6 protein-coding genes are annotated in these 6,516 nt (G+C 64.8%); 2 read left to right on the top strand and 4 right to left on the bottom strand.

Annotation, left to right across the window (positions count from 1 at the left end; all coding sequences use genetic code 11):
- The 4 genes from V6M49_RS08485 to V6M49_RS08470 form a co-directional block, all read right to left on the bottom strand.
- A partial coding sequence (locus V6M49_RS08485) for an acyl-CoA dehydrogenase family protein (protein ID WP_332760851.1) occupies positions 1-413 on the bottom strand: 413 nt, incomplete at its 3' end.
- A 9-nt stretch (positions 414-422) separates the two neighbouring features.
- Complete coding sequence (locus V6M49_RS08480; protein ID WP_332760850.1) at positions 423-1,946, bottom strand: APC family permease; 1,524 nt, start codon at positions 1,944-1,946, stop codon at positions 423-425.
- Positions 1,947-1,977: 31 nt separating this feature from the next.
- Positions 1,978-3,189, bottom strand: a complete 1,212-nt coding sequence (locus V6M49_RS08475) for a glutathionylspermidine synthase family protein (protein WP_332760849.1) — start codon at positions 3,187-3,189, stop codon at positions 1,978-1,980.
- Between the two features lie 2 nt (positions 3,190-3,191).
- The gene (locus V6M49_RS08470) at positions 3,192-3,791 is read right to left on the bottom strand and encodes a Tat pathway signal protein (protein ID WP_332760848.1); all 600 of its coding nucleotides are present in this window, start codon (positions 3,789-3,791) and stop codon (positions 3,192-3,194) included.
- A 172-nt stretch (positions 3,792-3,963) separates the two neighbouring features.
- On the opposite strand from V6M49_RS08470, the gene V6M49_RS08465 reads away from it, so the two are divergent.
- Positions 3,964-4,617 carry an MOSC domain-containing protein gene (locus V6M49_RS08465; RefSeq protein ID WP_332760847.1) on the top strand — a complete coding sequence of 218 codons (654 nt, stop codon included), beginning with the start codon at positions 3,964-3,966 and terminating at the stop codon, positions 4,615-4,617.
- A 409-nt stretch (positions 4,618-5,026) separates the two neighbouring features.
- On the top strand, positions 5,027-6,516 hold a 1,490-nt coding region (locus tag V6M49_RS08460; RefSeq protein WP_332760846.1), incomplete at its 3' end, for a DEAD/DEAH box helicase.

Raw genomic sequence — 6,516 nt, 5'->3', positions numbered from 1 at the left:
TCGCCGGCGGCCATCCGGGGGAGCCACTCCTGCTTCTGGTCCTCCGAACCCCATTTGTGGATCGCCGTCATGGCCAGGGACCCCTGCACCGAGACGAAGGTCCGGATCCCGGAATCGCCGGCCTCAAGTTCCATCGCCGCCAGGCCGTATTCGACGGCGGAACGGCCGGGGCAGCCGTACCCTTCCAGGTGCATCCCCAGGACGCCCAGCTCGCCGAGTTCGGGAGCGAGCTCCAGCGGAAAGACGGCGTCGTCGTACCAGCGGGCGATGTTTGGTTTGATCCGCTGGTCGGTGAAGTCGCGGATCCGCTGCCGGAGCGCACGCTCGTCAGCGCTCAGCAGCGCATCAAGGGCCAGGATGTCCGATGGGTCCGGTGAGGCAAGTACTTCGGCAGTGACGTCAGCGTCGCTCATCTGAGTATCTTAGGCCGACGTCGGTGTGGCGGCCGCCGCCGGCTTCCCGGTGAAGTACTCCCGCGTTGACGGCAGGAACCTGCAGACAACGGCCAGGACAACGCCCAGGGCCAGTAGCACCACGCCGCTGACAAACGCCCCGCCGACGCCGAAGATCTGGGTGTCGCCGTAGGCCGGATCCCACATCTGGACAGCGGAAATGAAGAACGCCGCCGTGAGGAGCAGTGCACCGAGCAGCGGCAGGACACCCCGGAACCAGAGATTGCGGGCCGAATCCCGGAAGGTGCCGCGGAAATACCAGAAGCACGCGAACCCCGTCAGCGCATAGTAGAACGCGATGAACAGGCTGATGGCGCTGATGGAATCGGAGAGCAGGTTTTCGCTGAGGAAGCTCATGGCCACGTAGTACACCACGGCCGCTGCGCCCATGACCTGGGTGGAGAATCCAGGGGTCTGGTTGCGGGTGTGGACTTCGCCGAACTTCGGCGGCAGCGCACCGTGCACGCCCATCGACAGTGTGCCGCGGGCCGTGGGCAGGATGGTGGTCTGCGTGGAAGACAGCACGGAGGCCAGGACGGCCACCACGATCAGCCAGCCCCACGGACCCAGGACCACGTCCTTCATGGCCAGGAAGACGTCGGACTGGTTCGCTTCGTTGCCCAGGCCGATGCCCTCGGTCCCGACAGTGGCGTACATCATCACCAGCAGCGCCACCGAAACGTAGATGGCCACCAGGACAAAGGCCGAAATGACGGCGCCGCGCCCCGGCGTGGTGGACGGGTTTTCGGTCTCCTCATTCACGGCCAGGCAGGTATCCCAGCCCCAATAGATGAACAGGGCAAGCAGCGAACCGTGCACCACGGCGAAGGGGTCCGCGAAGGCACCGGCAGGGTTGAACCACTCGATGTCAAAGGCCTGGCCCTCGGGCGCACCGCCCGCGATCCGCACAATGATGGCCAGCGCAAAGATGCCCAGCGACACATACTGAACGTACGTCAGCACCCGCTGGACATGCTCGCCCAGCCGGATGCCCCGGTAGTTCACCAGGGTCATAAACACGATGAACAACACGCCGGTGGCGGTGACCACCACCTTGTTTTCCGCCAGTGAGCCGTCGCCGATCAGCAGCCACAGATACTGGCCTGCCACCTGGGCGAGATTGGCCAGGACCACGATGCCGGCCAGGGCAACACCCCAGCCGCCCAGCCAACCCGCCCAGGGACCGAACGCCCGGCGGGACCAGGTGAACGTGGTGCCGCAGTCCGGCATGGCGCTGTTCAGCTCCCGGAAGGCGTAGGCGATGAACAGGACGGGGATGAACCCGAGGACCAGGATCAGGGGAGTGTAGTTCCCGTTGACGGCCACGATCAGGCCCAGCGTGGCGGCCAGCGAATACACGGGCGCCGTGGACGCGAGCCCCAGCATGACCGAGTCGCCGAGGTCCAGGATCCCCGCACGGAGCCCCTTGTCGGGGACGGCACCGCCGGACGGTCCGCCGGAAGCGCCGCCCGCCGTCGTCGTCTCCGCACTCATACGGTCACCGGGCTCTGGAATATCAGGGTGCTCATAGTGCGATACCTGCTTTGCTGGAGTGGGCCTGCGCTGAAAGCGGCGCCGGGGCGTCAATAGTGTTGGGCACAAAACGGCAGAAGTAGTCGGTGATGGGGCCGTCCGATTCGCGGATCCCGCAGCCCACGGACTCGCCGTCCACCACCCAGAGGCCAAGGACGGGGTGGTTGCCGTCGAAGTCGGGCAACGCATGGAACTGCTGGTAGCACCAGCCTTCTCGGCCGTACCCGCCGGGCTGCTCCAGGCTGATGCCCGGCGCATGGATCTTGATATTGTCGCCTTCGCGCCCATGCAGCGGCTTGGCCACCCATTCCTTCAGGGGTCCGGGCTCGTTGAGGTAGGCCGGCAGCAGGTGGGGGTGGTCCGGGTACAGGTGCCACAGAGCAGCCAGCAAGGCCTTGTTGGAGAGCAGCATTTTCCACGCAGGCTCCACCCAACGGGGATTATGTGCGCGCTGCAGCAGCCGGTGCCCGAACGGCTCCTTCATCATCAGCTCCCAGGGATACAGCTTGAACATGGTGCTGATCATGAAGTTGTCCAGGTCCACAAAGCGGTTCAGGTTGGGATCCCAGCCGATATCGGACATATTGATGCCGATGGTGGTCCAGCCCGCCTGGCTGGCCACGTCCCGCATATACGCGGCCGTCATCCAGTCCTCGCCGGACTCCTCAGCCTCGGAATGGGCTATGTGGAGCGTGCTCATGCCGGTGCGGTACTGCATTTTCTTCCACTGCCGGATCAGGGCCTCGTGGATGCCGTTCCACTGGTCCTTCTCCGGGAACACGTCCTGCAGCCAGAACCATTGCGCGACGGCGGCCTCGATCAGGCCGGTGGGGGTGTCGGCGTTGTACTCCAGCATCTTGGCCGGTCCGCCCTGGCCGTCATAGATAAAGTCGAAGCGCCCGTAGATATCCATGTCCGCGGCCTGCAACGACTCAGCCGCGAGCTCCAGTGCCTGCGGGCCGATGCCGATGTTCCCCATGGCGCCCGTGGCCAGGAACTTGGCTGCCTCCAGGCACATCTTGTGCATGTCCTCGGCCGTGACCTCCAGCGTCTCCACCTCGTCCATGGTGAATTCGTAGTAGGCGGCCTCGTTCCAGTATTCAATCTTCCGGCCGTTGGGCATGGTGGTGGTGGAGAAGACCAGGCCCTGCTCTTCGATCTTCTGCTTCCAGTCAGGCCTGGGCTCCGATAACAACCGCTTCACGCCTAGCCCCCCGTGCTTCCGCCCTTGGAGCTGCTGCCAAAGCCGCCCCTGCTGACCGTTCCGCCCTTGGTGCTGTACCCGGTGGATGCCTTGGCGCCGCTGGGGATGGTGCTGGTGTAGCTCGGATACGAGGACCGGTTCTGGCCCACCCCGGGAACACTGGCGCCGCGGGAGTAGAAGTACCACGCGTAGAGCGCACCGCTGCGTCCCGCCGAGCTGTTGCACTGCGTATCCTCCACGCGCTCGCCGGTCTCGTCGTTGAAGCAGACCTGGGCGTACTCGGGCTCATCCTCGTTGCTGGCCACGATGGCGGTGATAGTCCCGGCCAGGAGGGCGGTGACACCGAGGCCCACCACAACGGTCCGCCGCTGGGAACGCTTCTTGCGCGCGGCCGCATCATGGGTCTGGCGCTCACGGTCCCGGGCGAAGGGATCAACCGTGGGAATGGGTTCGTTCAGGAGTTCGGGGCGCAGCTCCGGTTTGGGAACCTGCCACGGAGGCGGTTTCGGCGCCCCCTGGTCCTTGCCTTGACCGGTGCCCTGGCCGTTGGCCTGGTCCTTGTCCTTGTCCGGACCGTTGCCTTGGTCCTTTTCCGGGTCCATGACGTCCCCCCTTGGTAGTCCATGCTGAATGTGGGCGCAGCTGTGCGCCGGAAGCTCAATCCTGAAATCAGCGTAGTCTCTGCCCGGTCCGGCTGCGAGCACGAAACGGGAGAGAACTGCCAATCTCCGGTTCCAGCGGTGGCTGCAACGCCGGGAACCCTACACTGGAGCCATGGAAACTGCATCAGTGCTAGCCGTCTGCCGTGTCCACCAGCTCCTTCCCGATGAAGGCAGCGTGGGAGTCACCGCTATCGACAAGCGGCCGGTGGAAGGTCCCGTCAAAGTCCACAAACTCGGCCTCCACGGTGACGTCCAGGCAAGCCGGATCCACCATGGCGGCGAAGACCAGGCCATCTACGCGTACTCCCAGGATGATGCCGACTACTGGGCGAAGGAGCTTCAGCGCGACCTCACGCCCGGGATCTTCGGGGAAAACCTTCGCGTGTCCGGCATCGAGACCACCGGGGCAGTGATCGGCGAACGCTGGAAGATCGGGCTGGACGTCGAAGTTGAAGTGACTTCGCCGCGCGTCCCGTGCGCCGCCTTCCAGCGTCGGATGGGGGAGCCGCAATGGGTCAAGCGCTTCACGGAAGCGGGCCGGATTGGTACCTACCTGCGCGTGATCCGCACCGGCACCGTCCAGGCCGGCGACCACATCCACCGGCTTTTCGTGCCGACCCACGGCATCACCATCGGAAAGTGGTTCAGCGAACCTGACCTTGAGTCCATGGAAGCGTTGCGGGATGCCGACGCCGACGGTGAGATCCGCCTCCAGCCCGAGTACCACGACGCCTTTGAGGCGCTGCTGCGGCGGCTGGGACGGTAGTGTCACGGCCTTAGCCGCATGGAACCGACGGCCATGTGCGCAAGCTCACCGCCGCCGTCGAACGTTCAATTAGCCGCAAAGCGGATCCGTACCCTACACTAGAAATATCCCCCACTCCGGAAATCCCTTATTCCTGCCCAATTTTTGAGGCAGGACTGGCAAGTGTTGGGGCCCGCTAATGTGATGCGGGCATTTTCATAGGGAGAGCCGGCTAAAGAAAACGCTGTACAGACTGCTGAGATAGCAGCCAAGAGATGCAGCGGGAAGTCCTGCCACGGGATTGCGAAAGCGCCGGACTTCTAAGTGACCGGCCGGTCAATGTATGCCCGGCACCCACGGCACATTGTACTGCGGCTCCGCTCACCTCGGGTTGTGCCGCCTGGCCCCCTATGGATGAGGAAATTTCCCTATGCCTGAAAATCAAAATGACGCCACCGCCGAAGCAGTAACTGCCGAAACCGTCGCTGTCGAATTCACCGAGGCCGTTGCCCCCGCAGCAGAGCCCGCCGCCACCGAAGCTGAAGCGCCCGCCGCTCCCGCTGAAGAAGCCCCCGCCAAGGTCGAAGAAGCGCCTGCCGCTCAGACCGAGGCGCCTGCTGCCAAGGCTGAGGAAACCGAAGACGAGGGCGTCAAGTTCGCCGATCTCGGCATCGACGCCCGCGTCCTCGCCGCCCTGCAGGATGTCGGCTACGAAAAGCCTTCCCCCATCCAGGCAGCAACCATCCCGCTGCTGCTTGAAGGCCGCGACGTTGTGGGCCTCGCCCAGACCGGTACCGGTAAGACTGCAGCATTCGCAGTACCGGCACTGTCCCGCCTGGCCGAGCTCCACGACCTCAACGGCCCGTCCCGCAAGACCCAGGCCCTGGTCCTGGCTCCGACCCGCGAGCTCGCGCTCCAGGTTGCCGAGGCCTTCACCTCGTACGCCAAGCACATCGATGACTTCACCGTCCTCCCCGTCTACGGCGGCTCCGCCTACGGCCCCCAGCTCGCCGGCCTGCGCCGCGGTGCCCAGGTTGTTGTCGGTACTCCCGGCCGTGTGATCGACCACATCTCCAAGGGTTCCCTGGACCTGTCCGAGCTCCAGTACCTGGTGCTGGACGAGGCCGACGAAATGCTGCGCATGGGCTTCGCCGAAGACGTGGAGCAGATCTTCCAGCAGACCCCGTCGGACCGCCAGGTTGCACTGTTCTCGGCCACCATGCCGAGCCAGATCCGCCGCATGTCCAAGCAGTACCTGAACAACCCGGCCGAGATCTCGGTCAAGTCCAAGACCACCACCGGCGCCAACACCCGCCAGCGGTACCTGCAGGTCATGGGCCCGCACAAGCTTGACGCCCTGACCCGCATCCTCGAGGTTGAAGAGTTCGACGGCGTTATCGCCTTCGTGCGCACCAAGATGGCTACCGAGGACCTGGCTGACAAGCTGAAGTCCCGCGGCTTCCAGGCCGCCGCCATCAACGGCGACATCCCGCAGCAGCAGCGTGAACGCACTGTCGAGGCGCTGAAGGAAGGCCGCATCGATATCCTGGTGGCCACCGACGTCGCGGCCCGCGGCCTTGACGTTGAGCGCATCAGCCACGTGGTCAACTACGACATCCCGCACGACACCGAGTCCTACGTCCACCGCATCGGCCGCACCGGCCGTGCAGGCCGTTCCGGCGACGCCATCCTGTTCATGACGCCGCGGGAGAAGTACCTGCTGCGTTCCATCGAAAAGGCAACACGCCAGCCGGTGGAGCAGATGCACCTGCCCACGGCCGAAACCGTGAACACGCTGCGCCTGGGCAAGTTCGCCGAGCGCATCACGGAGACCCTCGAGTCCGAGGACGTTGCCGCGTTCCGCGACCTCATCTCCTCCTACGAGGAAGAGCACAACGTGCCGGCTTCGGAGATCGCTGC

The sequence above is a fragment of the Pseudarthrobacter sp. genome (assembly GCF_036675385.1).
GTDB lineage: Bacteria > Actinomycetota > Actinomycetes > Actinomycetales > Micrococcaceae > Arthrobacter.
The sequence above is the reverse complement of the archived record's forward strand: the minus strand, read 5'-3'. Positions and strand labels throughout refer to the sequence as shown.